At 46.0% G+C, this 25890-nt stretch carries 25 protein-coding genes; 19 read left to right on the top strand and 6 right to left on the bottom strand.

Features of this window, described 5'->3' with window-relative positions; genetic code table 11:
* Positions 1-134: 134 nt before the first annotated feature.
* Positions 135-758, top strand: a complete 624-nt coding sequence (gene cdaS, locus QFZ81_RS24700; RefSeq protein ID WP_307440616.1) for a sporulation-specific diadenylate cyclase CdaS — start codon at positions 135-137, stop codon at positions 756-758.
* 21 nt (positions 759-779) lie between these two features.
* Here the strand turns inward: cdaS and QFZ81_RS24695 are convergent, their stop codons facing one another.
* Positions 780-2036 carry a glycoside hydrolase family 18 protein gene (locus QFZ81_RS24695; RefSeq protein WP_307605221.1) on the bottom strand — a complete coding sequence of 419 codons (1257 nt, stop codon included), beginning with the start codon at positions 2034-2036 and terminating at the stop codon, positions 780-782.
* Positions 2037-2252: 216 nt separating this feature from the next.
* Between QFZ81_RS24695 and QFZ81_RS24690 the strand changes: the two genes are divergently transcribed.
* Both QFZ81_RS24690 and QFZ81_RS24685 read left to right on the top strand, forming a co-directional pair.
* A complete protein-coding gene (locus QFZ81_RS24690; protein WP_307607025.1) occupies positions 2253-2693 on the top strand; it encodes a spermine/spermidine synthase domain-containing protein in 441 nt (146 codons plus the stop codon).
* Between the two features lie 22 nt (positions 2694-2715).
* Positions 2716-3198, top strand: coding sequence for a spermine/spermidine synthase domain-containing protein (locus tag QFZ81_RS24685; protein ID WP_307605219.1), 483 nt, complete (start codon positions 2716-2718; stop codon positions 3196-3198).
* 134 nt (positions 3199-3332) lie between these two features.
* Here the strand turns inward: QFZ81_RS24685 and QFZ81_RS24680 are convergent, their stop codons facing one another.
* On the bottom strand, positions 3333-4211 hold the full coding sequence (locus QFZ81_RS24680; protein ID WP_307605217.1) for a helix-turn-helix domain-containing protein: 879 nt from the start codon (positions 4209-4211) through the stop codon (positions 3333-3335).
* 132 nt (positions 4212-4343) lie between these two features.
* Between QFZ81_RS24680 and QFZ81_RS24675 the strand changes: the two genes are divergently transcribed.
* The 7 genes from QFZ81_RS24675 to QFZ81_RS24645 all read left to right on the top strand — a co-directional run bounded on the left by QFZ81_RS24675 (position 4344) and on the right by QFZ81_RS24645 (position 12178).
* Entirely contained in the window at positions 4344-6188 is a 1845-nt protein-coding gene (locus QFZ81_RS24675; RefSeq protein ID WP_307605215.1) for a glycoside hydrolase family 2 protein, read from the top strand.
* A 7-nt stretch (positions 6189-6195) separates the two neighbouring features.
* Positions 6196-6852, top strand: a complete 657-nt coding sequence (locus QFZ81_RS24670; RefSeq protein WP_483874671.1) for a DUF4982 domain-containing protein — start codon at positions 6196-6198, stop codon at positions 6850-6852.
* Positions 6853-6925: 73 nt separating this feature from the next.
* A complete protein-coding gene (locus QFZ81_RS24665; RefSeq protein ID WP_373462743.1) occupies positions 6926-8035 on the top strand; it encodes a glycoside hydrolase family 88 protein in 1110 nt (369 codons plus the stop codon).
* 109 nt (positions 8036-8144) lie between these two features.
* Positions 8145-9266 carry an alginate lyase family protein gene (locus tag QFZ81_RS24660; RefSeq protein ID WP_307605211.1) on the top strand — a complete coding sequence of 374 codons (1122 nt, stop codon included), beginning with the start codon at positions 8145-8147 and terminating at the stop codon, positions 9264-9266.
* Positions 9267-9528: 262 nt separating this feature from the next.
* Positions 9529-11400: a chondroitinase-B domain-containing protein gene (locus QFZ81_RS24655; RefSeq protein WP_307605209.1), complete on the top strand. Its 1872-nt coding sequence runs from the start codon at positions 9529-9531 to the stop codon at positions 11398-11400.
* A 146-nt stretch (positions 11401-11546) separates the two neighbouring features.
* Positions 11547-11798 (top strand): transporter suffix domain-containing protein, encoded by a 252-nt coding sequence (locus QFZ81_RS24650; protein WP_307440633.1) that lies wholly within the window; start codon positions 11547-11549, stop codon positions 11796-11798.
* A gap of 83 nt (positions 11799-11881) precedes the next feature.
* Positions 11882-12178 carry a DUF6509 family protein gene (locus QFZ81_RS24645; RefSeq protein ID WP_307440635.1) on the top strand — a complete coding sequence of 99 codons (297 nt, stop codon included), beginning with the start codon at positions 11882-11884 and terminating at the stop codon, positions 12176-12178.
* Positions 12179-12284: 106 nt separating this feature from the next.
* On the opposite strand, the gene QFZ81_RS24640 is transcribed toward QFZ81_RS24645, so the two are convergent.
* Positions 12285-13226 carry an aldo/keto reductase family protein gene (locus tag QFZ81_RS24640; RefSeq protein WP_307605207.1) on the bottom strand — a complete coding sequence of 314 codons (942 nt, stop codon included), beginning with the start codon at positions 13224-13226 and terminating at the stop codon, positions 12285-12287.
* A 218-nt stretch (positions 13227-13444) separates the two neighbouring features.
* On the opposite strand from QFZ81_RS24640, the gene QFZ81_RS24635 reads away from it, so the two are divergent.
* Positions 13445-13804, top strand: coding sequence for a DUF1304 domain-containing protein (locus tag QFZ81_RS24635; protein ID WP_307449517.1), 360 nt, complete (start codon positions 13445-13447; stop codon positions 13802-13804).
* 118 nt (positions 13805-13922) lie between these two features.
* Here the strand turns inward: QFZ81_RS24635 and QFZ81_RS24630 are convergent, their stop codons facing one another.
* Positions 13923-15059 (bottom strand): GGDEF domain-containing protein, encoded by a 1137-nt coding sequence (locus QFZ81_RS24630; RefSeq protein WP_307440641.1) that lies wholly within the window; start codon positions 15057-15059, stop codon positions 13923-13925.
* Between the two features lie 173 nt (positions 15060-15232).
* Between QFZ81_RS24630 and QFZ81_RS24625 the strand changes: the two genes are divergently transcribed.
* The 5 genes from QFZ81_RS24625 to QFZ81_RS24605 are packed head-to-tail and all read left to right on the top strand — an operon-like array spanning position 15233 to position 21705.
* On the top strand, positions 15233-16393 hold the full coding sequence (locus QFZ81_RS24625) for a glycosyltransferase family 4 protein (RefSeq protein WP_307440643.1): 1161 nt from the start codon (positions 15233-15235) through the stop codon (positions 16391-16393).
* A 28-nt stretch (positions 16394-16421) separates the two neighbouring features.
* Positions 16422-17690 (top strand): metallophosphoesterase family protein, encoded by a 1269-nt coding sequence (locus QFZ81_RS24620; protein WP_307440645.1) that lies wholly within the window; start codon positions 16422-16424, stop codon positions 17688-17690.
* Between the two features lie 5 nt (positions 17691-17695).
* Complete coding sequence (locus QFZ81_RS24615; protein WP_307605205.1) at positions 17696-20923, top strand: AAA family ATPase; 3228 nt, start codon at positions 17696-17698, stop codon at positions 20921-20923.
* A 26-nt stretch (positions 20924-20949) separates the two neighbouring features.
* The gene (locus QFZ81_RS24610) at positions 20950-21228 is read left to right on the top strand and encodes a hypothetical protein (protein ID WP_307440649.1); all 279 of its coding nucleotides are present in this window, start codon (positions 20950-20952) and stop codon (positions 21226-21228) included.
* Positions 21229-21267: 39 nt separating this feature from the next.
* Positions 21268-21705, top strand: a complete 438-nt coding sequence (locus tag QFZ81_RS24605; protein WP_307605203.1) for a hypothetical protein — start codon at positions 21268-21270, stop codon at positions 21703-21705.
* On the opposite strand, the gene QFZ81_RS24600 is transcribed toward QFZ81_RS24605, so the two are convergent.
* Positions 21637-22677: a YkvI family membrane protein gene (locus QFZ81_RS24600; protein ID WP_307440653.1), complete on the bottom strand. Its 1041-nt coding sequence runs from the start codon at positions 22675-22677 to the stop codon at positions 21637-21639. The two genes, QFZ81_RS24605 and QFZ81_RS24600, sit on opposite strands and share 69 nt — an antisense overlap.
* Positions 22678-22818: 141 nt before the next feature.
* Between QFZ81_RS24600 and QFZ81_RS24595 the strand changes: the two genes are divergently transcribed.
* Positions 22819-23424: a DedA family protein gene (locus tag QFZ81_RS24595; protein ID WP_307440655.1), complete on the top strand. Its 606-nt coding sequence runs from the start codon at positions 22819-22821 to the stop codon at positions 23422-23424.
* 80 nt (positions 23425-23504) lie between these two features.
* On the opposite strand, the gene QFZ81_RS24590 is transcribed toward QFZ81_RS24595, so the two are convergent.
* The gene (locus tag QFZ81_RS24590; RefSeq protein WP_307440656.1) at positions 23505-24221 is read right to left on the bottom strand and encodes a hypothetical protein; all 717 of its coding nucleotides are present in this window, start codon (positions 24219-24221) and stop codon (positions 23505-23507) included.
* Between the two features lie 269 nt (positions 24222-24490).
* On the opposite strand from QFZ81_RS24590, the gene QFZ81_RS24585 reads away from it, so the two are divergent.
* Together QFZ81_RS24585 and QFZ81_RS24580 are read left to right on the top strand one after the other, a co-directional pair.
* Positions 24491-25060 carry a xanthine phosphoribosyltransferase gene (locus tag QFZ81_RS24585; protein WP_307440658.1) on the top strand — a complete coding sequence of 190 codons (570 nt, stop codon included), beginning with the start codon at positions 24491-24493 and terminating at the stop codon, positions 25058-25060.
* Positions 25061-25140: 80 nt separating this feature from the next.
* Positions 25141-25467, top strand: coding sequence for a hypothetical protein (locus QFZ81_RS24580; protein WP_057306882.1), 327 nt, complete (start codon positions 25141-25143; stop codon positions 25465-25467).
* The last annotated feature ends 423 nt before the right edge of the window (positions 25468-25890 follow it).

Raw genomic sequence — 25890 nt, 5'->3', positions numbered from 1 at the left:
TTGTGGGTCCTTTTTTTGGACGATTACATTTAAAGTAATACATACAAGGAAGGATGTACATATTAATTTATAGGAATACGGAAGGTTGATCAACTTATTCGTGAATATAATAATGAAGTTCTGAGGTGTGACGAGTGCAGCAAGAAAATTGTGACATATCCCCGATGAAAGAACAGTTGAAGCAACAATTGCGCCACATTTCCGCTGAAATAGAGTGCAGTTTGGATACCTTAGATAATGACGAAAATAACTGTCTTTTAAGTCGATTTGACGAAATTCGCGAAGCCTTCAAACAAGTCGAATCCATAGCAGCTTCCTTCTATTTGCAATGTTATTTATCATCTTTCACGACCCATTATTTAGACTTGTCCATTTGCATTCAGCATCTGTCGGAACGCCGACATGGTGCTTTGATCGTGATCCAGAGGAACGATCTGCTGGATATGTTTATGCACTCTGGCATTATGTTGGAAGCAACGTTGACGTACTCGTTATTGGAAGCCATCTTTTACCCTGGCAACCCGCTGCATGATGGAGCCCTATTGATTCAATCTGACCGAATCGTCTCGGCTGCGAATGTTTTGCCAGTATCTAATATTACGGTTGAAAAAAAACTGGGGACAAGACACCGTGCTGCAATAGGTTTGACAGAGCGAACCGATGCTCTTGTACTCGTCGTTTCAGAGGAAACCGGCAATGCTTCCTTTGCCTATAAGGGGATCCTGCACCCCATTAATTCTTTGGATCCAATGATCTAGCCGACCAACGGTACGATAGATTCAAATCACTCTTTTCTGATAAAAAAAATGTTTCACTAAGAAAACAGATTGCGGGAAATTCAATCCGAGCTGCCATGCCCCAACGCCTCTAAGATGGTAATCGACGACAGTTTGAAATTTTGCTGCACGGGCTCGCGCATCTTCAAACCACACACTATGTCTTCTACCGTTTTCGTCCCAATATGAGAAATAAGGTTGTTGGTACTGTATAGAATATTGAATCGGTACTTCATACCTCAAAGCTGTTTCGGTAGCCGTTGTAACGGAAACAGCTTTAGCGCTGATTACGGTTCCATTGTCCATCGTCCAGTCATACCCATACCTGGGTACCCCAAGAATAATCTTGTTCCGAGGCATGCGCTGCACGGCATAATCGAGGGTTTTACGTATCTCATCGATTGGGGCGACAGGTCCGGGACCGGAATGCTTTTCATGCCAATCGTAGGCCATTATGAAAGCGAAATCCACGACAGCACCGATCCCGCCGTAATCATAACCTGGATAATCGCTATCGCTTTTTTTTACATGAAGGGCGACCGATGTTAAGTATCCCTCCGGATTCAAACGATCATTTAACGAACGTAAAAAGCCGGTATACAAGTCTCTTTCCCCTGCCTGCACTTGCTCAAAATCAACATTTACACCAGCATAATTTTTTGTTTTTATCAATGTATAGATGTTATTAATGAGTCGATTCCTTATTTCAGGAGAGTTAAGGACTTGCCTTGTCATTTCAGGGCTGAACCCTTCCGGCGTTAAATTCGTAATCGTCGCAAGAGGAGCAACTCGCTGATTCCTTGAAGCTCTTACGGCGAGTTCATCGTTCTTTAACGTGCTCAAGTTCCCTTCTTCGGTAATGTGATATTCAAAAATGCCAAAGTAGGCATTGTAAGGAGAAAAGTTACGGGTAGTCATTTCAATTTGTTCAGGTGTAGCAGGAATGAAATAACTTAAACCTTCTTCCGGGTATTTGGTTCTCACCGGCAGATACAGCTTCATGCCTACAGATAATACATCGCTTTGAAGCCCGTTAGCCGAACGCAGGGTATCCACGGGTACCAAACTCATCTGTGATATCATATATAACGAATCTCCGGGTTGAACAATATAATAAGTTGATGGAACAATCAAAGCTTGACCGGGAACCAGCGTTGGATCAATCAAGCCGTTTACTTCACGAATTTTATCGAGGGGAAATTGAAATTTTGAAGCAATAGAAAAAAGAGAATCTCCATTTTTTACGGTGTAAATAAACATATGAAATTTAGTCCCCCCAGCAGAGCAAAGATACTTCCTTCCATAGATATTCATTAATAGGCATGTTTCAGAACGGCTGCACCGTACTGGCGAAAGGAAATTCGAGGAGAACCGCAGCCCACACTTTCTCGAAAATTATGGCATATCATAATTTTAATTTGTTTGGAAAATTCAAGGAAACTGTAATTATTATGCGAGGTGAAATCATTGCAAAAAATGACAAAGACGCCAAGTAAGATTAAAAAGGTGATACCTAAAAAACCAAACTCTATTCAAATGCGAGGGGATATATGGGATCAACACACACTAAAGCATTTAATGCAAAGGAAGCCTAAAATCATATATAAAGGTAAAAGTCGGTTTCAAAATATTGTCTTGCTCGAAGCGAAAGATGTACGGATGTATTTGGATAAGCAGCTGCAATTCAGTTCATTGGATGAACGCTTTTATCATGAGGCACTTGTTCACCCGGCAATGACGATGTCACCTAGTCGCCGTAATGTTTTGATATTAGGCGGTGGCGATGGATTCGCAGTACGAGAAGTGCTTAAATACAAGGATGTAGAAACGGTTGATCTGGTTGAGTTGGATCCCAAAATCATCCAAATAGCTAAAAGAAAAGCCCATATCTACATTAAATCATCGATCATTATTTAATAAACGTGTGAAGGTTCATCAAATGGATGCCAAATTATTTTTCCCAACTTCTAAATCCTATCATGTGATTATCGTGGATTTTCCCGATCCATCAGATAAAGTGATTAGTAAGCTGTACACAAAAGAATTTTTTCGACGTGTAGTAAAATCGCTTGCTCCAGGCGGTATTATTGTCATCCAATCCAATTCAACAGAAGATATGCCGCGAGTCTATTGGAGCATTCATAATACGTTGAAAAGCATAGGAATGAAGACGAAAAGCTACTATGTTTATGTCCCTTCTTTCGGAGATTGGGGCTTCCAGATCGCTTCGTTTAAAAACTTTATCCCAGGCAGAAAGAAAGTTCCTGTCCCCAACCAAACACTCCCCAAAAACCTTTCAAGATTGTTCAAATTGCCGGCAGAAGTTCTAGAATCAAAAAATGTAGCTTTACCAAATAGCTTGAAAAACCTAAGATTATTTAAATATTATCATCAAGATCAGAAAGAAGCCGTTGCGCAATGATGAAGAGATAGAGGGCTATGGGATAGTCCTCTATCTCTTCATGCCAATTTTCATCTAGAATTCAGGAACCTCTTGTGAATCTTTCAGATAATGGTATGGACGTTTAACTTTGAAAGATTGTGTTTTTAAAGGATTTATGGCTGGTCTGACGTCCTTTTAAACTGATAAGGGGTCAATCCCACGTGTTTCTTGAACATTTGGCAAAAATAAGAGAAGTTCCCCAGACCCACAGCCAGCCCGATTTCCTGTATAGATATGTCACTTGTTTTAAGCAATAGACAGGCTTGACGAATGCGTCTAGCGGTCAAATATTCGGTAATGCTGCTGCCTACGATTTGCTTAAAGACCGCGGATATGTGATTGGGCGATAAATGAATGGCCTGTGCGAGTTGATTAAGTTCAAATGGCTCCATGTAGTGAATTTCGATCCATTCCATGACCTTCACAGCAATGGATGAGGACTTTACTTTGGAATTGCGTTCTGTGGATAGGTTGTAACCGGTTAATGGATAGGAAGTTTTCAAATGATGCATCAAGTTGGTCAAGAAGAATAATTGTTCTTCGAGCAATTGTTCTGGTTTGGCCTGCTCAATTGTATACTGGTGAGCTTGGAGCAAGTTATGCAAAGCCTCCGTGTCTAGTCCGCTTATCATTTGAATAGATAGGGGGTCTTTCCAAAGCTTCTGGAAAAATTCGCGTGTGGAAGGGAACGCCGCCAAACAGCCATCAAGCAGTGCAGGTTCAAATACGAAAAAAGATCGGATGTACGCTTGATGGGCTGCTTCGTTCATACGTATCCGATGAAGCTGGAAAGGTCTGAAGTAAAACAGAATACCCGGAGCCAGGTCGAAAATTTGTTGCTCCACAATGACGGTTCCAGTACCTTCGTGGACAATAAGGATTTCCATACCTTGATGTGCATGATAGATTTCAGCAAATGCATTTGTCCGATTTCGATAAAATTGAAGATGTGCCGGGTGTTGATTAAGGTTCAAGTAATTCATTACCTTCATGGTCCGAATGACTCCCATCTTCTCTAGTATGTAAAATCATAATACAACAACATTTTATCATAAGAGCACTACACTCTGTTCGATTGATTTTTGCTATACTGAGGGCAAGAATTTCGGTGGGAGTGATAGAGATTGCTTGGTCAACGGTTGACTCAGAATTGGGAGCATTACTGTGGAAGTCTAGGAGGTGTGTGGGAAGTATGGCGGGGCGATAAGCTCCAAAATCACTATAATGTGCCATGGAAGCAAGTAAAGCTTCCGCATTCTTACAATGCTTTGGGTACGATGGATCCAGACAGTAAGTACTATCAAGGGCAGGGCTGGTATCGCACAAAGTTGGAGGTGAACAATCCGTATCCGAATGGGAGAACGCTGCTGCACTTCGAAGGAGCTGGACAGCGTTCTAACGTATTTGTTTATACCGAGCAGGTAGGAGAACACCTTGGTGGGTATGATGAATTCACGGTTGATATTACGGAAGCAGCCGAACGAGCGCGGGAAATTGAACGCTATGAGGGTAAAGTCGCCGTAGCTGTCATGTGCGATAACAGCCGTGAGCTTGAGACGATTCCATCAGATGCCAGTGATTTCCACCTATATGGCGGTGTGTATCGCTATCTTAATCTGGTTTATGTGCCAGCGATGTCACTGGAGAAAGTACATATCGAGACGGATACACTAGCCTTGCAAAAGTCGATGGTATCCGGCTCCGGTTCGATATCCTCCTGTACGGTGAAAGTTCGCGCTGCGTTATATAATCCGAAGAGCTTGAGTGAAAACCTGCAACTGACGATCCAATTAACGGACCCAACAGGCAAAGTGATAGCGGTTTCAAATGTGAGCTCAATGCCATGGGAAGGCGATAAGGAGCTAACAGTGTTCGAGCTTGATACACCTCAGCTCTGGTCGACGGATCAACCTGTCTTGTATGGTTGTAATGTGACACTTTCAAGTGTCCATGGAGAGACTACGGTTAACGAGAAATTCGGGGTTCGTTTCTTTGAGTTTATGAAGCAAGGTCCTTTCAAGCTTAATGGTGAGCGGTTATTGCTTCGCGGTACACATCGACATGAGGATCATGCCGGTGTTGGGCCTGCGATGACAGAAGAGATGATTCGTGAAGAAATGCGATTGATTAAGAGCATGGGTGCTAACTTTATTCGGCTGGGGCATTACCAACAATCGAGAATTGTACTGAATCTTTGCGATGAGCTTGGCATATTAGTTTGGGAGGAAATCCCTTGGTGCCGTGGAGGTTTAGGGGGCGAAGCTTACCGGCAGCAATGTCGCGATATGCTAAGCGCGATGATCTCTCAGCATTACAACCATCCATCCGTGATTCTCTGGGGCTTGGGCAATGAAAATGATTGGGAATGCGATTTTGATTATTTTGATCAGGAAGAAATCCGCGGCTTTATGAAAGAGCTTCATGACCTGTCACACCAGTTGGATGCAGGGCGTCTGACCGCGATACGGCGATGTGAGTTTTGCAAAGATATTATTGATGTCTACTCGCCTTCGATTTGGGCGGGGTGGTATCGAGGCATATACACAGACTATGAGAAAAGCTCCAGGTTGGCCTTTGAACAAGTAGACTCCTTTTTCCATATGGAATGGGGGGCTGATAATTTGCCAACTCGGCATGTGGAGAAAACATACACCGGTTTCGAATATATACCTCGCGGAAGCGGAGCTACAGAAGAGCGAGATGGGGATTACTTACTTACTGGAGGCGAAACGCGTGTCTCTCGGGACGGTGACTGGTCGGAGACCTACTTCTGTGAAATGATCGATTGGTATTTAAAATGTCAAGAGGGGATGGATTGGCTGACAGGCGCGGCACAATGGTCCTTCAAGGATTTCGCCACGCCAGTCCGTCCGGATTCACCGATTCCATATCTGAATATGAAGGGAATCGTTGAACGTGATTTGACGAAGAAGGAAGGCTTTTTATGTCTTCCAATCCTATTGGTCTAAAGAACCTATGGTACGTATCTACGGTCACACGATGCCAGTCCGTTGGGGTGAAGAGGATGAGCAGAAGTGTCTAAAGGTTTATTCCAACTGCTCTAAGGCGGAGCTTTTCCTTAATGGGGTCAGTTTAGGCGTGAAAAAGCGTGACTCCAAAGACTTTCCATGTGCGGGACTACGCTGGAACACTACCTTCAATCCTGGCGTGAACCATGTGCAGGTCATCGCTGAGAAGGAAGGCGTCATCGTGAAAGATGAGCTGACCTTCAATTACCAGACAGAGACATGGGGAGAGCCGACGGAGCTTCAGCTTACGTCAGTAAAGCAGGATGATGGTCGTATCTATGTGGAAGCGTGTATGTTTGACGAGAAGGGTGTTTTTTGTCCGGATGCTTCTCATTTCATTCGTTTTGGACTTAGCGGCGATGGCAAGCTGCTTGATGGTCTTGGTACGATCCATGGCTCGAGGCTTGTACAGCTGGCAACTGGACGTGCGAGGATTTATATCGATCCACTAGGTGGAAGTGCAGCTGCCATCGGTGAGACTGCGTTCATTTCTGCGGGGGGACCAGCCATGGCTGCGGTCAAAACAGGCAAGGTAGCTCATCTACCGACTTCGGTAGTCAGCGCGAAGTGTGAAGGCATGGCTACTGCTTTTATCACTTTATAATAAAACCAAAGGAGCGAATCGAATGGAGAACAAGACAACGATTCAAGCTGACAAGTGGAAGAACGCGGCAAGCATGAAGGAAGCACTGCCCCTCGTATGGGAAGCGCTGCAGGTTAAAGTAGATAGAATGATCGAGCAGTTCGGGGATAAATCTCCGCATGTGGCTAAGGCAGACGGTATCTACGATGACATGCGGCACGATTGGTGGACATCCGGTTTTTGGCCAGGCATCCTATGGATTATGCACGAAATGACCGGCATGGAGCATTACAAAAAAGCGGCATGGAGCTGGGACGAGAAGTTTGAAAAGAAGATGATCGAGGCTAACAACTACCATCATGATGTAGGCTTTCAATTCTTGCCGACGGCAATTATCAAATACAAGCTGACAGGTGATCAGGACGGTAAGCGCCGGGGGCTGTTCGCGGCAAACTTCTTAACGGGACGCTTCAATCTGGCTGGTCAGTTTCTGAGAGCTTGGAATCAAGAAAAAATCGGTTGGTCTATCGTAGATTCGTCTATGAACCTTTCCATCTTGTTTTGGGCTGCTCAAGAGTCGGCTGATCCACGGTTTGAGCATGTAGGCAAGGCGCATGCTGATACGGTGGTGGATCACTTTATCCGAGAAGACGGATCTGTGAATCACATTCTTAGCTTTGACCCTAGGTCGGGTGAACTCATCGAATCTCTTGGCGGGCAGGGGGCAGGACCTCACTCTTCTTGGAGCCGTGGGCAAGCATGGGCGCTTCATGGTATGGCCAATACATACCGTTACACAGGCGATGCCAAATATCTCCATGCGGCTAGACGCGTAGCGCACTATTTTCTAGCTTGCTTGCCTGAGGATTATGTAGCGCATTGGGATTTCCGCGCAGCCGAATCATTAGAGGGTCTCCCGCGCGACACGTCTGCGGCAACCTGCGCTGCGTCTGGTTTGCTTGAGCTGGCTGATGCACTCCCATCCGTAGAGGGCGCGCTCTATCGACGGGCAGCAGAACGGATCCTGCTTTCCTTGACCCAGAACTATGCGACATGGGATCAACCGGAGCATGAGGCAATCCTGCTTGGCGGAACTGGCAATTTACCCGCTGGGCAGAACATTGATGTTTCCTTGATCTATGGAGACTATTATTACGTTGAGGCTATTGCAAAGCTGCTAGGCTGGAAGAATCGAATTTTCTAGAAAACAGGCCTGTGACCTGCTGATTTCATGATGGAATTAGCAGGTCACAGGTCAATTGCTTTTACATGTGTAAGGCGTAGAAGGATAGTAGCCGCAGGGGAGGAACCTGATGATGGGGATCTTAAAGTTAAAGAAGGAACAATGGAAAGATTACTTTGATATGGACAGAATTCTCCATGATGCGGAGGAATCGCTTCACGCCCCGATGATCCATTTAACAGATCATATTGCTTTTGGAAGTCCAGGAGGTTTGCATGATTATTATTCGAATGGAGACTACTGGTGGCCTAATCCGGATACGAAGGATGGGCTGCCGTATATTCGCCGCGATGGTGAAAGTAATCCTGGCAATTTCGATCATCACCGGAGCACGCTGCGGCTTATGAGGTCGCATGTGGTTAGGCTGGCTTCGGCCTATCGGATTACGGAGGACGAACGGTATGCGGCAAAAGCGATACAGCTTTTGAAGGGGTTTTTCTTGGATGAACAGACCCGAATGAATCCGCATCTGCTGTATGCCCAAGCGATTCCTGGCGTATGTGAGGGAAGGGGAATCGGGATTATCGATACACTTCATTTGATCGATGTTACGGTTGCCGTTGAAGTTCTACAAAGAGCATTGAGTTTGGAGGAATCTACAAGGTTGGGCATAGTGGACTGGTTCTCCAATTACTTGAATTGGATGAGCACGCACCATCAAGGTATGGAGGAAAGGGACGCGTCCAATAATCATGGGATCTGCTGGTTCGTGCAAGCAGCGGCATTTGGACGGATGACTGGAAATCAACAAATGCTTGTCTTTTGCCGGGAACAATTCAAGACTCGTCTGCTGGCTGAACAAATGGATCAGAACGGCAGCTTGCCGATGGAATTGGCGCGAACTAAGCCTTACGCCTATTCCATCTTCGCATTGGATAATCTGGTCACTCTTTGTCATATCCTATCGACTCCGAACGATAACCTATGGGATTATCAATTACCCGATGGAAGGGGAATCCGGAAGGGAATCGATTTTTTGACGCTATATTTGATGAATAAAGCTGCATGGCCTTACAGACATGATGTGGAGTGCTTTGAAGAGTGGCCTGTAGGGATATCGTTTCTATTACTCGCAGGGCTTGCTTACGAATCTGATGATTTGCTGAAGCTGTGGCACGAGCTGGATAAAAGCCCGGCGAGTTCAGAGGTGCGTCGAAATATGGCCATCCGACAACCACTGCTTTGGTTATAAGAATGTGGAGGCAAGGCCGCGAAGGGATGTCTGGTAACTGAGGACACTCCCTTTTTGACGTTTACATCCATATTTGAATAGCCAGATTAGGTAATGAGGGTGTGGAGTTTCGATTTTAAAGATGAATTTACGATTATGAAGATTTATTATCTCCATGATTTATATAAAATTGAGGGAGAGTGCGCACTCGAAGACAATGAAAGGAGCTTAAAGGTTAATAGGGATTGGTTGATGTGAAAATGAAATCAAGGGAGATGTATGAATGGGAAAAGGAAAAAAAGCAGGCATTGTTATGTTATTGGTTAGTTTGTTTCTTGCCATGATCCCTTTTTCAGGTTATGCGGCGGACGCTAAATTGTCGGTTGCGACATCAGGCGTGACTGCGAGTGCGGATGATGGGAACGTAGCTGCCAATACGGTGGATGGAAACTTAACGACCCGCTGGTCTGCAAGTGGTGACGGGCAATGGATCAAGTACGATTTGGGTTCGAGTGTCAAGGTCTCCTTCATTAAGATTGCATTTTTAAGCGGGGATACAAGAACTTCCAGTTTTGATATTCAAACTTCCACCGATAACGTGAATTTTACAACAGTTCAGGCTAACGTGACCAGCAGTTTGAATACAAGCTTACAGACTTTTGACTTCCCTGATGTAACGCCAGTCCGTTATGTGCGTATTGTTGGACATGGTAACTCCGTCAACGCATGGAACAGTTATAATGAGGTAGAAATCTATGGTGTTGCTCCTGTTACTCCAGGTGTTCCTGTATCCACATCAGGGGAGTTAACTTCGGCCTTAAGCAGTGCAAGTGCCGGTACCACGATCGTACTTGCGAATGGGACTTACACACAAACTGGCCCCTTCGTCTTGAGCAACAAAAACGGCACAGCAGGCAGCCCTATCACGATCAAGGCCGCTAATCCAGGGCAGGCGATTATTTCTGGCGGGGCTTCTCTCCAAATTCAAAACTCGTCCAATGTCGTTATCGAGGGGCTTAAATTTACAAATACCGGAAATACAGCCCTTCTCTTAGATGGATCCAATAACATTCGAGTTACTCGAAATCAATTCGCACTACAAGCAACTGGAGGAAACCTAATCTGGCTTCAGGTTAGCGGAGTCAATAGTCATCATAATCGAATCGACCATAATGACTTCGGTCCCAAGAGCGACACGGACCCTCTAATTGCTTATCAAGGCGATGGTAACGGGAACATCTCTCAGTATGACGTCATCGAATATAATTACTTTCATGATGTGGGTCCATGGGTTGCTAATGGCAAAGAAACGATACGCCTCGGATTATCGGGAATCTCCTTGTCCAATGGGTTTAATACCATCCAGTACAATCTATTTGAGAACTGCGATGGCGAACCCGAAATCGTTTCTGTAAAAAGCAGTAATAACACAGTTCGCTACAATACTTTCAAGACCTCCAAAGGAGGACTCACCTCAAGACATGGTCATAACAACTCATTTTATGGAAACTTTTTCCTTGGCGATGGTGTAGAGACGGAAGAAGCGGGAATCCGTATTTATGGAAACGACCATAAGATATACAACAATTACATGGAAAATCTTACTGCTAACGCCATTATTCTAGACAATGGTAATTATGACGGAGGTACGAGTGGGTACCCCTCAAATCCAACGGCGGATGACTTGAGAGCGCAGTGGAAAATTTACCGAGCGCAGGTCGTCAACAATACGATTGTTAACAGCACGACGGGAATTATTGTTGGTTCTAGTAAAACGTATGCTACTCAGGACAGCAGAGTGGCTAATAATATCGTTAGAAATTCCACGGGAACCCTCTATGATGAAGTTGTGACCACCAACACCCTATTCGAAGGGAATATGGGTTTTGGCAGCACTGTAAGCAATAATAGTTCGAGGACGGCTGCCCAAATTTGGGGAATAAATCCTTTGCTCACAACTGTAAATGGGTTGCAAAAATTGTCAACCAGCAGTCCAGCGATAAACGCTGCATTGGGAACCTACACCTTTGTGACTGAGGATATAGATGGGGAAACACGCTCCGCCACTGATATTGGAGCAGATGAACGCTCTTCAAGCACATCCTTCGGGAAACATCCGTTGGTGGTAACAGAGGTAGGACCGAATGCGCCTTAAGTAACAAATAGATAGTTACCGAGATGGCTTAAAAAAGATCGCAACAGCCTTAGGCTGTGCGGTCTTTTTTCATAATAAAACTTGATAAAGTGGGACAAGGCAAGTAGAGTTGAAACGTAGGAGATGAAAGTAGGGGGTTATTTGATTTGAAAAAACTGGGTATTGTGATGCTGATCGTCTCTGCGATTGCTCTTTTGTCGGCATTTACGATTCCATTCTTCGTTCATACCGGAAGTGGGATGGCTGGTTGGATCGCTGGTCTTCTTATCGTTAGCGAGATTGCGTTCTGGACAGGCGGCATCATTCTTGGTAAAGAAGTGGCGAGAAAATATAGACGGTACTTAAATCCTAAAAACTGGTCGCGAAAACAGAAAAAATCGAGTAACGATGGAGAATAAAAGAAAAGGTACTTCCAGAAAAATTTAGTTATTTTCTTATTTTCAGGTATACTATAACCTGCAGATGAAGAAGGGGTGGTCCAATGTTTACAATGACAAGTTACACTGTGGAATTAGTGAAAGATCCATTTGGGATTTTGACCGGGCAGCGATATGAATTTCTCATTGATATTGAAGTTGAGGAAGATGATGAGCTTTACTCCGAAAGCGGATTATATATTAGAGCGATCTATAGCGTGGAAGAAGAAAAGTCTGGGATTATGAAGTATGAGCTTTACGAGAAAACGACACAACTCTATTTGGATTTTGATTTAGAGGATGATGAAGTTGCCGCAGTAGAAGCGTTTTGCAAAGAGCACGTTCATGAAGGAAATGAATAAATAAGTGAACAGCCATTCGAGATGCGAGCATCTTGGATGGCTTTTTAAATAATCAATAAAAGAAAAATCCCTCACGCAGTAAGGGATTTTCATCAAGCTAATCTTCTCATCCTTGAAGGATGTCTTCCACCTTTTGTAACACATCTTCCGTCAAGCGGATGCCGCTAGCTGCGCAATTTTCAACGACTTGCTCAGGGCGGCTAGCGCCAACGAGGGCACTTGCTACATTGTTTTTTCTGAGAATCCAAGCGATAGCCAGCTGAGAGACCTTAATGCCAAGCTCATCGGCGATTCCGGATAATTGTGACACTTTATTCAATAATGCTTCGTTTAATTGCTTATCGCTCCAATTCTTGCTGCTTGCTCGGCTATCGGCTGCGATGGGTTGTCCTGCACGATATTTGCCTGTAAGAAGCCCCTGTGCAAGCGGCGAAAAGACAACCTGACCGAATCCCTTGGCCTCGCCAAGTGGGATAATTTCTTTTTCAATGTAACGATTGAAAAGGTTGTAGATCGGTTGATTAACAATCAGCTTATCTAATAGAAGCTTGTCAGCAATTGCATATGCTTCGACAATCTGAGCAGGTGTCCATTCGCTCACACCAATGTAGAGTACCTTGCCTTGTGTAACCAAATCGTCCAATGCACGCAAAGTTTCTTCTAGCGGAGTTTCAGGGTCATAACGGTGGCAATAGTAGATATCAATGTAATCCGCATTCAGTCGACGTAGACTGGATTCGGCCTGTTCTTTAATATGCTTGCGGGATAAACCGCGATCATTAGGACCATCGCCCATCGTATTAAAAACTTTTGTAGCTAGAACATAGGATTCCCGTGGATAGGAGGAGAGTGCTTTGCCCATCACTTTTTCTGCTTCACCACGTTCGTATACGTTAGCTGTATCAAAGAAATTAACACCCAAATCATAAGCTTGTTCAATAGAACGGACGGCAGGATCTTCCCCGACATAACCACCGTATGTGAGCCAACTGCCTAGACTGATTTCACTGACTTTGAGACCGCTGTTACCGAGTTTGCGATATTGCATGTTTGTTAACCTCCTAGTGCAATATGGGATAAGAACTATCTATAGTATAAAGATATTCCCTGGTTTATGTAAGAACTGACAAATAGGTGATTAAGTTACCTGGAGGTACGAGGCATACTTCAAGGTAAGTACATATCGTGATCATCAAGGGGGATGAAGGCTATCTGCTCTGTAGCCAAGAGATAGCTTTTCAAGTAAAATGACTGTGAAAGGAGGAGATATTCATGTTAGCTTCCCTATTTGTTGGCATCGTAGCCATAGAGCATATCTACATTCTAATTTTGGAAATGTTTTTATGGACAACACCTCGTGGTTTGAAAGCCTTCGGCTTGACGAAGGAACAAGCCACGGAAACCAAATCACTTGCTGCTAATCAAGGCTTATACAATGGATTTCTTGCGGCTGGTCTTGTATGGGGACTCGTTCACCCTGATGCATCCATGGGTCGTTCCATTGAGATCTTCTTCTTAATCTGTGTCATTATTGCTGCCTTGTATGGCGGGGCAACTGCAAAAAAGTCGATTTTACTGGTACAGGGTTTGCCTGCGGTCATTGCTCTTCTTTTTGTCCTTCTGTAAGATCACAATACTACATAAGTAAACAGTCATTTACAGACATACATAAGTAAGGTTTTATCGCAATAAATAAGGGAAGTCCCTATAGCTACTTGGGACTTCCTTTATTTATTTAGCCAATTTAGGCATACTTCACTACCTTATTTTTGCCACTTGTTTTTGCTCGATACATGGCTTCATCAGCCTGTTTGATGAGCGCCTCGGCGCTTAGGCCATTCTTATACTTGCTGTAGCCGATACTTGCGGTTACAATCGTTTCCTTCTCAATTCGACTGCGAACGCGTTCTGCAAATGCATCCATTTTGACACTAGGATCAGTCACCATGACGACCATCTCTTCGCCACCGTATCGGCCGGCAATGCCGCATTCTTCGGCTTCTTCTTTCATAATCAGCGCAACCTGCTTGAGCACATCGTCCCCCATCTGATGACCTTGGGTATCATTTAGCTTCTTGAAATTATCAATGTCGCTAAACAAAATGTACACAGGCAAATGCCGTCCAACATATTGCGCAACGCGGTTATAGAAAAATTTGCGATTATATAGACGTGTAAGCCCGTCCGTTATGGATGAATTATAAATGGCCTGCATAAGCTCTACGACACGTTCAAATAGCAGCATAAACAATAGAAAATAATAAATAATCGGTAAGACATTGGCTGCAATGGATAACACAGGTTGAACGTTTCCATACATATAGGCATTTACAAGGTGGACAGATTGAATGAAAAAGTAAACCGTCAGTGCCAGTTGGTATTTGACCTGTTGTCCGATGTACGGTGGGATCGTGTAGAAACATAGGAAGATCAGCACAAATACATAGAGCTCAAGACCAATATCCTGAAGCAATCTAACTTGCTCTTGCGTGCCGCTATACATATTTGGCACACTGAAATGAAGAATTGAAACGACAAAACCCATAATCATTAAGCCATAGAAGAATATGTACTGTTTACGATTCGTGCGATTGTATAATTGATAGATCCCCATGTTAATAAGGATGAACGATATTATTTTAAGCATTAGCCGCATATAGGCGGTTAAACTTGTATCCATATCGCTAAGTGTTAAATATAACTGGAGAAGGTAATGAATGCCTACAATAACTAGTGAAATGGTCATCGACATGTAGCCTTTTTTGCGACGGTCTAGAAATAATCGAAGAGAGATCACGAACATAAGGGCAACAATGACAACGATAATGGCATTCGATAATAATGAAGCTAAATCACCGAAAAGCAGATCAACAACTTTCATACTTTCCTCCAAAATCCCCTGTTTTTCGACATGTAATGAATCTATTATAAAGGAAAATGCGAGAGAGGGATAGAAACGATTGTAAGGGCTCGACAGGTGTTCTCTTTTCTATTCGGCGCACACAAGTTACAATAAGAAGGTAAGCTCAAGGATTTGGGAGAGGGGCTCATGCAATGAACATATTGCAAGCATTGTTTTTCCCCCCGGAACAGCCGGGTGGGGTGTCATCCATGGTTCCCTATATATTGGACCGTTTTAATAAAAAAGGCTGGGAAATGGAATTATTTTCGCTACCTAAGCGGATTCGTGGCAAGGGTACTGAGGAAGTGGAGTTCGCCACTTTTGATTGGCGGAAGTATGCCGGAAACCCGATCGTTGATAAATACATTCAGACGTACAAGGATTATGTTTGGTGGACGAAGTTGAGAATTTCCAAAAAGTATGATATTATCCATGCCCATCATCCGATTGCGGCACTTGCCATGAAGCAGATTTATCCGGAAACACCCGTCATCTTGACCATTCACTCCAGTTTTGAGAGAGAACTTATTTTGAATGGACGTATTCAGGAGAATGGCGTGGAGCATCAATTCCTTACTCAAATTTACGGAGAGCTTGAAGCGAGAGTCGATCAGATGATCACGGTCTCTAACTCGTTCAAGCAATATATGGCGGAATATATGCAGGATAGTGAACGGATAGGCGTTATTCCAAATGGTTTTGATGAAAAGCGTTTTCGTCCGATTTCACATGAAAATCCAGTTACGCAGTTCATAACCGTTTGCCGTTTAGTGCCTGCCAAAGGGCTCGATACACTGTTGATTGCTTGCGGAGAGTTGAAAAAACGCGGTCATCCCTTCGTTTTACATATTATTGGTGATGGACCAAGCCGAGAAGAACTTGAGAAACTGGCGATTCAGCATAATATTTACGAAGAAACAATTTTCTACGGCTATATGCTGCATCCAGAAGAATTTATGCCGTTCTTTGATGTATTCGTTCTGCCATCGCGCGCGGAGGCATTCGGGTCTGTATTTGCGGAGGCAGCACTATGCTGGTTAGCGTTGATTGGAACCGACGTCGGAGGGATTGCTGAGCAAATCGAACATGGACATAACGGCTTGCTTGTGCCGGTTGGTGATGCGATGGCGCTTAGCCATGCTCTGGAAAAAGTCGTCATTGATCCTACTTTCCGCTACAATTTAGCACGAACTGCTTGGGAGAAGGCGAAGAAAACCTACTCATTGAACCGAGTGCTTCGGCAGCTGAAAAGTGTGTATGAAAGTTATCAAGCCGCTGTACAACCAAATGACGATGATAGTGCGGATAGTTAAAAAAGCTGAATAGGAAGGCGTTAGAGCGATGAAACGACTGCGGTTTATGCATGCCGCCGACCTGCATCTGGACAGTCCGTTCAAAGGCATGTCGGCGCTGCCTGAACGGGTTCGTGAGCGAATACGAGAATCAACGTTTGAAGCGCTCAAGGAACTCGTGGCTTTAGCGATACAAGAGCAGGTAGATTTTGTACTCATTAGTGGGGATGTATATGATTTATCCGATCGCTCCTTGCGCGCTCAAATTCGCTTCCAGAAAGCATTGGAGCAATTAGAAGAGCAAGGAATTCCTACTTACATTATTCATGGTAATCATGACCCGGAGGATGGACGTGCCGCGAAGCTGGATTGGCCGGCAGCAGTCCATTTTTTTGCGTGCGATCAAGTGGAGACGATTAACGTGGAAAAGCCGCATCGCGGCGTCATTGCCCAGATTCATGGCATTTCGTATCGAAGCGCTGGGGTAACGGATAATTTAGCTGTTAAATTTAAAGTCGGCCGAGAAAAGGTATGTCAGATCGGCCTATTACATACGAATGTCGACGGTGATCCCGGTCATGACAATTATGCCCCTTGCAGCAAGCAGGATTTGCTTGAAGCAGGTATGAACTACTGGGCGTTAGGCCATGTACATACGAGGAACGTGCTTCATCAACAGCCGGCGATTGTTTACCCAGGGAACCTGCAGGGCCGAAGTATTCGGGAAACAGGACCACGTGGGTGTTACATTGTCGATATGACTGAGTATGGACGAGCTGAGCTCACCTTTCATGCGTTGGATCAGGTTCGTTGGTTCCTAGAGCGGCTGTCTGTGGCAGGCATACAGACAGAGCAGGAATTGAAAGACCGGCTCGGTGAGCAGCTTGAGCGGATTAGAGCAGAGGCGGACGGCAGAGATGCCGTCGTCCGACTTGTTCTGGAAGGGCGCAGCGCGGTGCATAGCTTGCTGCGCAAAGGGCGGGCTCTGCAGGAGCTGACCGCCGAACTGCGTGAGGAAGAAGATGAGCGGAGCCGCTTCGTCTGGGTGGAATCCATTGAGGACCGAACGGCAAGTGAACTCGACCTCGAGGCCTTACAGCAGGAGAAGAGCTTCCTTGGCGACCTCCTGCGGTATTCGGCTGCGCTGCAAGGCGACGACGAAGCGCTTGCTTTGTTTGCAAGCGAGGCGCTGGCCGCGCTGCAGAGCTTGCCGCAAGCAGCCGGTGATCCGGCTGCGGCTGAGCCTGAACGGCTGCTCGAGTGGCTGCGCGCCGCACAAGAATTAGCCGCGGACCTGTTGTCCGCGGATGGGGGGTGACATGGATGAGAATCGTATCCATGCAGGTTCAAGGTTTCGGCAGCCTGCGCGAGCGGCAGCTTGATACCGATAGCCCGCTGGTGCTGTTTTATGGCGCCAACGAAGCGGGCAAGAGCACGCTCATGGGCTTCGTCCGCGCGGTGCTGTTCGGCTTTCCAACTCGTCAGAGCCGGTTGGAACGATACGAGCCGCTGGGCGGCGGCGCCCATGGAGGAGCGCTAACCCTGCTCGATGAGCAGGGTCAGCTCATTCGTGTCGAGCGCTACGATGCGCCCGCCGCAGGCGGCAGACGAGCCTCTGCGGGGCTCGTCAAGGTCACCCTCGGTGATGGCACCACCGGGGGTGAAGACCTGCTGAACACGCTGCTGGGCGGCCTATCGGCCGACCTCTTCCGCAGCTTGTTCGCTTTCGGTTTAACCGAGCTGCAGGAGCTGCGCACCCTGCAGATAGACGAGCTCAGCGGCTATCTATATAGCGCTGGGCTTGGTGTGAGCGGCTCGGCCATTATGGAGGCCGAGCGCAAGCTGACGGCGCAGGCCGACAGCCTGTACAGACCCCGCGGGCGCAATCAGGAGATGAACCGTCTCCTGAAGGAGCTTGAGGGTCTGGAGCAGTCGCTGCGCCGCAGCCGGGACCCCGCAGCCGACTACGATCGGCTGTTGGCGGAGCGCCGCTCCGCGGAGGAGCGCATTGCTGCCTTGGAGGGGCAGCAGGAGTCGCTGCGCGCGGAGCTGCACAAGCTTGGCCTGGCCGGCAAGGCGCGCAGCGGATGGATCCGCTTGCGTCAGATCGGCCAGGAGCTGGCGGCGCTGCCTGCGCTGGCGGGCTTCCCCGAGCATGCCTCGGCAAGGCTTGACGCGCTCGAGGCAGAGCTGGAGCGCATCCATGCGGAGCGCACTCGGCTCCTACTGCGGCAGGAAAGCCTAACGAGCCAGCTACGCGCCATAGAGCTTGTGCCTGATCTGCTCGAGCATCAGATCGAGCTGAATCATTGGCTGGAGCAAACAGCCATATATGAAGAGAATAAACGCAGCGTGGATCAAATGCGCGTGGAGCAGGAGCACCAACGTGCGCAGGTAGACAGGCTGCTTAAACAAATAGATGTTCACTGGGAGGAGACAGATTTAGCCTCTTTCTCGGTAACGATTTCCCTGCGTGAACAGGTACGAGCTTACAAAGCACAGTTTCATAAGTGCAAGGACAGTGAGCTGCGCGTCAGAACAGAGCTGGAGAGTCTGCAGCAGCAGGTCAAACGCGACCAAGATACGGTAAGGAGCTTGGAATCCGATTTACATAAAAGCGGGGTAAGAACAGATAGTTCAGCCTCTCCCGGTTGGGGAGGAGCAGACCCATCTTCTGCTTTGCAACTTATAGCGAGAGATTATGCGCGCTGGCAGCAGCTTGTGAGAGAGCTTGCACATCAAAAAGAACGCGATGCTGTGGAAAACCAGTTTCAGTTTACTCTGGAAGAAGCAGCGAAAGCTGGCAAAACGGCCTCGAGGAGACTTCGTCAGCGCTTCATATTCATATCCGGCCTATTGGCCGTGTTGGCGCCATTATTGCTGTTATGGCAGAGCAGCTGGGTGGCAGCTCTCTGCGCTTTTCTTTTATTTGCTGGTACTGCACTCTATATGCTTGTTTCTGATCGTGCAGCGACAGAGAATCGCTCTTCCCGAGCGATGACTTCATCCCCGATCAGGGATGAAAGTCTGAGCGATGAACTTCGCTTGCTGGAGCGCCGCCTGCAAGAACAAATCCAGACTTTTGCCCAGCAGCAAACGGGCTATGTTGAAGCTGCGGCAGCATCAACTGCTACTTCGGTGGGCCGTTCCGCATCAATCCCTCTTGAGGTGCTCCAGCCTCAACTGGATGCATGGATGCGAGAAGCTGACCAAAATAAACAACAACGCAGTGAGCTGCTTCGTAAACTAGAGAAGCTGCAGGATACGAAGGAGATGCTGCAATCTCTTCGGCAGCAAGAAGATCAGCGCAGTGGCTATTTCGAGCAGCTTGTGATGGAGTCAGATCAGCTCCAATCGGATTGGAGTCATTGGCTGCAATCGCTTGGACTAAGTTCGCAGTTATCAGTGGACGCTCTGCTAGAAACATTCCAGACGATTGAGCAAGGGCAGGAAAGTCTTCGTCAGCTTCATAAGCTGGAGTCCAAGCTTGAGACATTAGTAACGAACATCGATCACTATGAAAAAACAGTCGGTTCACTTCTTCGGTTTTCACCAGAGGTACGTCAAGAACCCGTATTCGCGCTCAAACGCTGGAAAGAGCAGGAGCAAGAACAACTGAAGCTGCTTGCGGAGAAGAAGCATGGCGAACAGCTTTATTTGGAAACCGAGCAAGAGCTGCAGCTTCTACAGTCAAACGAGCAGCGTACACAAGCTCGGTTGGAACAACTTTTACAGGAAGCCTCTGCAAGTGACGGTGAAGAACTTCGTATTCATCAGAGAGAGCAGGAAGAACGAAGGAAACTGACGGAAGAACAAACATTGCTGGAATCCTCGCTCGAAACGTTACTCAGCCGCTCATTACTTGCCAGCTACACCGAGCTATTGGAAACCCATGGAGAAGATGATATCGCACTTCAAATGGCATCCCTCCAAGACCAATTAACCGCTACTGCCCATGAAACGAATGAACTTCGAGAGGTTGTTGGTAAGCTATCAGGACAAATTGAGAAGCTGGAGACAGGCTCAGAACATGCAGACCATCTTCTTCAAGCCGAAGCTTATAGAGCGACCATTCGACAGCAAGTTGATCAATATGCTGTAGCTTCATTCGCTTCACTGCTAATGAAGAAAGCCCGCGATGTTTATGAGCATGAACGGCAGCCCGGCGTTCTTCTGCGAGCATCGGATTACTTTGCGAAGATGACGAACGGTGCCTTCACCCATGTCAAAGCGCCATTCGGAGAGCAGCGTCTAGTCGCAATACGAACGAATGGAGAGTCGCTTGATACGAGTCAGCTTAGTCGGGGAACGGCAGAGCAGCTCTACTTATCCATGCGCTTTGCACTCGTCGAGGAGTATGCTGGAAAGGCTATTTTACCGCTTGTGATGGACGATATTCTCGTCAATTTCGATGAGGAACGGATGGAGAACTGTTTGCGTGTCCTTGCAGACTTAAGCAGCAGGCATCAAGTTCTGCTCTTTACCTGTCACGGCCACGTGCGAGATGCGGCAGCAAGAGTTATTCCCGGAAATCGCTTAATTCGTTTGTAGAAGCGTTAACAATGGAGGAATCGAAAGTGGAATCAGGAAACGATAAGAGGAAAGACCATCGGGAAATTACCTATCAGGTCGGATGGAAGAAGGGGAAGATCGAATGGAATGAAGGGGCATCGGAAGCTTTAGCGGTCAAATCATCCTTGGAAGTTGAGTGTCATGTTGGAGAAAAGCGTCTCCAGCTGTTTTGGCTTCCAGCCATGAGTCTTCCAAGCTGGCTGCTTCTCCCCTTACTTTATTCGCTTCCAGTCTTCTGTTTCCTATTAACGCTTGTTCTCATTTATGGGTTGCGTCATGGCTAGCAGCAAATAAGGGTTGAATAAAGAGGGGGGATCAGCTTTATGAACATGATATTAGCCATTATAGGTGGCCTGCTGGGCCTTTTTGTAACAGGGGTTGGCATATATACAGCTTGGATGGTTCATCAGCTTTGGAAGCAGCAGGGAGCAGCACCAAAACCAGCAGGTCAGGTGGAAATTGCCGTCAAATACTTTTCAAAATGGACGGTCATTGATTACGCAGTAATCTTATTATTTATCATCGGTCTTTTACTGTTGTTAGCCGAGTTATTTGCGGTTTGGCGAGATCAAACGGTTATTGCCAATTTCTATTTCTCCTACCTGCTCACAGGAATCATTATTTCTGCTATGGGCATGCTTCTGTTGTTTGTACGATTGGTTGTCGTACTTGGTTTTATTCAGTCAGGAGCCCTACATCGCACGGTTACGGTTTCGCCAGATCATCAGAACGAGCCAGATAACACTGATAAAGCCAAATAGGGGATACAATGCGGAAAGTAATATTTTGAATCCTATTTGACTGATTAAATAGCTTAGCCCAAGGATACTGACGAGGATTACCTTAGGGTTTAGTTTCACGCGCTGCTGAAGCTGCTGGGACAAGCCGTAAGCGTCAGCAATAAAGGTTGTGAAAATTTCACCGTATATAACGAGTAAATAAGCAACTTGCGGCACGGACCCTAGTCGGGTAATAATATTTCCCATTGGGATCTCGAATTGTGCGATACCTGGCATTTGCGCAGAGAGTGCGTAATGTGCAGATAACAGAAGCAGACCAATGCCTGTACCGCCAAGGAGTCCGCCCCAGTATAGAACAGATCTGTTGCGGATGGATGCTCCCATTGGAACGAGTACGGCTTGGGCCATCGCCAAGTTAAAGGCGGTATAGAGGAAAGGTGCGAACCATATTTTTTCTAACGGATCATCGCTTGTAATGCGCAGCCAGTTTCCTGAAGATGGCGAATGCCACGTATAAACGACGATGACCAAGCTGAATAGCAGCATGATGGGAACGACGATTGAATTCACTGTCATAATAGCGCCAATTCCGCGGGACAATACGAAATAGGCGAGAACTAATGTCACGAATAGTCCTGTTTGGTAAGAGAGGTGCAGCTGTTCTTCAAAGACCGTTCCGCCCCCGGCGAGCATGACGGTTGTAATCCCAAAAAGGACAATCATCATAAACAAGCTAATGGCATTACCAATTCTATGGCCAAAAATGGCCCGATTCAAATCCTCATAAGATGCTGCCTTCAGATCATGAGCCATCAGCATGAGTTTAATGCCAATCCAGATGAAAAGGATGCTGGATAAAGCAATCGTCAATGTGGCTAGCCAGCCGTAACGTGTGAAGAACTGCAGGATCTCCTGTCCAGAAGCGAACCCTGCTCCAACAACCGTTCCAATGTAGGTAAAGGCAACACGGACGATCTGTGAACCTGTTCGCATAGATTGCCCCGCTTTCTTTCGTTTGATATAGTACAAGGTATGTTCGTGATCCCATGTGCATGACTGGAACTTGGGGCAAGCTCTCGTTTCTGCTAAAATGGGAATGAATAAGAAGAAGTACAATGCGGGAGTGAGTCTTTTGTGAAGGAATTTCTATATGATTTCATAAGTCATTATGGATATATTGCTTTATACCTTTTGCTATCTGCCGGAATCGTTGGGGTACCCGTACCAGATGAAACCCTGATGGCTTTCGTGGGTTCGTTAACGGCACTTGGAGGTCCCTTTGATTTTGGAACAACGTTAATGGTGATATACGCAGGCACGATGACAGGGATGATTGTCAGTTATTTAATCGGTCATCGTGTGGGTAAACCGTTTCTTTATCGGTATGGCAAATGGTTCAAACTAACACCGAACCGGATTGAACGGGCCGAGGGTTGGTTTAAGAAGTATGGGCTCTGGACTGTTTTCTTTGGGTATTTCGTGCCGGGGGTTCGTCATTTCACCTGTTATTTGTCAGGTGTAAGCGGGGTCAAGTTTTATAAGTATTTGTTCTTTGCGGGTACAGGAGCGCTGCTGTGGTGTACAACCTTTTTAACATTAGGGCATTTTATTGGCAGCAATTTGGAGGGTTTATTTCAATTAATTCATAAATATATGGGAATAAGCTTAGTGACTATAGCGGTTATAGCCATTATTGGAACGGCCATTTACTTCCGATTCCGGAAGCGGAGAGCGGTCTGATTCCCATACACATGAAATAAGACCATGAGTGTCATCCTATAAGAGGAGCAATCATGGTCTTATTTTGTATTCTTTGCGGATTAATGGTTAGCGAAAAGCTTAATCGATTGGATGGTGCTCTCATTTGGATCAATGTCGAGCTTAAGTAGTGTTCCTTGCGACTTGTAGGAGAGAACATAGGTTGAGTTGGTGTCCGGTTTGCCTAGAATGGCAATAGCGTCTTGGACTTTCTGACCAAGGCGCAATCCGCGAAGTCCAGGATCAATCTCCGTGGAATGTACATCAACGAACTCAAGGACATCCTTCTTATTGAAGCCTACGGAGAAATCCGTGAAGTCATAGACTTGAATGGCGTCCTCATCTGCATCCATCACGAATTGTTTCTTCGCCTTCCCAAAACGTTCGAGCACTACGTCTTTACTCGTTCCGAGCTTCAAGCCCATCAACGTTGGTTTCTCTTGTTGATACGCATCCTCTGCTTTAATCTTCGGCTTGGCAGTTGGCTTCGCACTCGCAGATAATTGCGGGATGTCCGTTAAATCCGTTTTGGACGTGCCTGCGACTTGTGCCTCGTGTTTGGCCGTGTCTTCCGGTGTTGATGAAGGTGCTGCCGTTGCTGTTGCTACTACGATCGCAGGGGGTGTGCTAACTGGACTCGAGCTATTTTGTACATGGTTAGTTGGATCTATAGTAGGCTGTCCGGAAGGAGCAGATGACTCTTGGCATCCAGCTAACAGTATTGAAGCAAATGCTACTGGCACAAAGCCAAGCATGATAGGTCTAAGCAGGTTGTTCATCGCCATCTATCCTTTCTGCCGAATAATTGGTGTGAATAATACAACATTACTAATCATACTGTTTTCTGGTTCTATTTCAATGCATCAAGTTACCCAAATGTGAGCAATTGTAGACAAATTTCAAAATGCTGAACCCTACATACATATAGACACCTTATACAGAGTAAAAGTTTCACTTCAAAAGAGGGATAATCACAAATTGGGACTTGAAACCTACTTCATCAATATGGTAACTTACTCATAATAGACAGGTTTAGGGGGCTAGAATCATGGAATTGTTAAAACAGCGGATCCTAGAGGTCGGTGTAGTCGTATCGGATCAAGTACTCAAGCTGGATGCCATACTTAATCATCAGGTTGATCCTGTGCTCATCATGGAGATGGGGAAAGAATTTGCAAGATTGTTTAGAGAAACGAAGCCTGACAAGGTGCTTACCGTAGAATCGTCCGGTATTCCGATCGCCTATACGACAGCTTTACATCTTGAGGTTCCCATGGTATTTGCACGTCGGAAGAAGACGTTGACTATGGATCAAGATACATATAGTGAGCGTGTGCCTTCCTTTACCAAAGGGATTGTTACGGACATTATGGTATCCTCTCATTTGCTTCACAAAGGCGAGCGAGTTCTGCTGATCGATGATTTTATCGCTAATGGAGATGCAGCACGCGGATTAATTCGCATCATTGAAAAAGCGGAAGCTGAGCTTGTTGGTGTAGGGATTGCGGTAGAAAAATCCTTCCAAGCTGGTGGAAGCTCCATTCGAGAGCGTGGAATTCGTGTGGAATCCTTAGCTCGGATTTCCTCACTGGCGAATGGTCAAATCACTTTTGACTGATTTTACAATTTGTTCAAGTCTTCCCTCAAACCGATTTATCCTTTATAATGATTACATGGTATGAGAGGAGGCTGACATCTATGGGTATCGAAAATGGTTCCATTGAATATTTTATGACAAAGCTTGGGGAAGCCAAAACACATTTTGAACGTGCGCTTGATTGTAAGCATACAGAGTTTGATGACCTGTATCCGTATATGATCGAACACCCTCAATTTTTCTGGTACAAACGATATGTAGCATGGTCCGAGTTGTTAACGATCGTAAAGCTCTGCACCGAACTGACTATCGAGTGGGAACAACATTTCTCTGCCGCACAAGTGGAGTATATTCAGAAGCGCGTAATGTCTAGCAAAGTCCTTGATTTCTGGTACGAGACGAATGATTCGAAGGAACATGTTAGTTAATTTATGCCCATATAAGAAAGAGGCCAATGGATCCGAAGAGGATTCGTTGGCCTTTTTCTATGATATAAACCTGCTAACATGCATAAAAACTCCAAACCTACAACTTTAAGCGCCGTTTCCGCGCTCTCAGCTTTAAAACAAACCTCTACGCCGCCTGAGAGCGCCAAAAAGGTGCTCTCAGCCCGCTTTTCTGCTCCTAAGGTACGCAAAAACTCCAAACTTAAAACTTTAAGCGCCGTTTCGGCGCTCTCAGCTCTACAATAAACCTTACGCCGCCCGAAAGCGCTCAAAAGGCGCTCTCAGCTAGCCTGAGATCTATGTAAAGCATGAGGTTCCTGCGCTTAAATCCTTTTTCCTGAGGAAAGGTTGGCAGAAGAAACACGAACCAGCTAAACCAGTAGAAGTTGCACCGTCAGAAGGCGT

It is taken from the genome of Paenibacillus sp. V4I9, from assembly GCF_030817295.1.
Classification (GTDB): Bacteria; Bacillota; Bacilli; order Paenibacillales; family NBRC-103111; genus Paenibacillus_E.
Note: the sequence above shows the minus strand (reverse complement) of the source record. Positions and strands in the feature narration are given on the sequence as shown.